Annotated in this window: 2 protein-coding genes; both read left to right on the forward strand. The window is 71.6% G+C overall.

Translation table 11 applies throughout. From position 1 onward, the window contains the following. The first annotated feature begins 176 nt into the window (after nt 1–176). Nucleotides 177–839 (forward strand): TetR/AcrR family transcriptional regulator, encoded by a 663-nt coding sequence (locus ACTWQR_RS55675; protein WP_443235006.1) that lies wholly within the window; start codon nt 177–179, stop codon nt 837–839. Between the two features lie 70 nt (nt 840–909). After that, nucleotides 910–1,386, forward strand: a 477-nt coding sequence (locus ACTWQR_RS55680; RefSeq protein ID WP_443235007.1) for a LacI family DNA-binding transcriptional regulator, incomplete at its 3' end; no start/stop codon positions are given.

The following is a 1,386-nucleotide window of genomic DNA, read 5'->3' on the forward strand; positions in this document are numbered from 1 at the left end:
CTGGCGGTTGGTGGAGCCGACGCGGAGGCTGCCGACGAGCGCGAGGATGCGGACAGACATGGGGATCTCCAAGGGGACGAAACATTGCGGTCACGATCCGGACCGGGGTCCGTTTAGAGTTGTACCAGCGAAACGGACCGCGGTCCAGTTTTCTTCCGAGGCGATAGGGTGGCTTCATGTCCGCCTCCCTGCCGTCCTTGCCGAAGCCCCAGGGGCCGACCGACGAGCCCGTACTGCTGGAGCTCACGTCCGGCGAGGAAGACCCGTGCCTGCGCGCGGACGCGGCACGCAACAGGGCCCGGCTGCTGGAAGCGGCCGCCTGCCTGGTGGCGGAGCACGGCGCGGCCGCGGTGACGATGGAGGCGGTGGCCGCGGCGGCCTCGGTGGGCAAGGGGACCGTCTTCCGGCGCTTCGGCGACCGCACGGGCCTGCTGACGGCGCTGCTCGACCACTCCGAGAAGAAACTCCAGGCCGACTTCCTCAGCGGTCCGCCGCCCCTGGGGCCCGGGGCGCCGCCCGTCGAGCGGCTTCGGGCGTTCGGCTGTGCCGTTCTGCGTCGCATGGCGGAGCAGCTGGATCTGCAGCTGGCCGCCCAGCCGGAGCCGGCCCGCCGTTTCTCCTCCCCGCCCACCCGCGTCCGCTCCAGCCACATCACCGTGCTGTTGCGGCAGGCGGTGCCGGACGCGGACTGCGTCCTGCTCGCCCAGACGCTGAACGGGTATCTCGATCCCGCCCTGGTCCATCACCTGACCAAGGAATGCGGGATGCCGCTGGAGCGTCTGGAGGCCGGCTGGCTCGACCTGGTCTCGCGCGTGACAGGCACCGAACCGCCGCGTTGAGCAGGCCCCCGTCGGCTCGGCCCGGCAGGAACTTCCCCCGCCCCCGAGCCCGTTCGCGGCTTCTGCGAAGATGCCGTACGTCATGGTGCAGATACCGAAAGCATTCGCTCATCCGTCGCCCGCGCAGCACTCCGTGCCGACGAGTGCCGATGTGGCCCGCCTGGCAGGGGTCTCGCGCGCGACCGTCTCCTACGTCCTCAACAACGCCAGTGCCGTACGGATCAGCGAGCCCACGCGCCGCCGCGTCCACCAGGCCGCCAAGGAACTCGGGTACGTCCCGCACGCGGCCGCCCGCAGCCTGCGCGCCGGGCACAGCCGCATGGTCCTCATGCCCGCGCCGGACGTGCCCGTGGGCCCGCTCTACAACCAGTTCTTCAACGAACTCCAGTGGGCGCTCAGCCGCCTCGACTACACCGTCGTGCAGTACGGCAGCGTCGGCCTCCAGGGCGACGAGGCGGCCCGCGCCTGGGCCGAGCTGCGCCCGGTCGCCGTCCTGGTGCCCGGCAACGGACTCGGCCCCGAGGGCGTGATGGTCCTCAAGCGCTCC

Origin of the sequence: Streptomyces sp. 2A115 (assembly GCF_052245575.1) — a bacterium.
Lineage (GTDB): Bacteria > Actinomycetota > Actinomycetes > Streptomycetales > Streptomycetaceae > Streptomyces.

Excerpts from the sequence above, each read along its gene's own strand:
- ACTWQR_RS55675 (WP_443235006.1), top strand. The coding sequence starts at position 177 with ATGTCCGCCTCCCTGCCGTCCTTGCCGAAGCCCCAGGGGCCGACCGAC.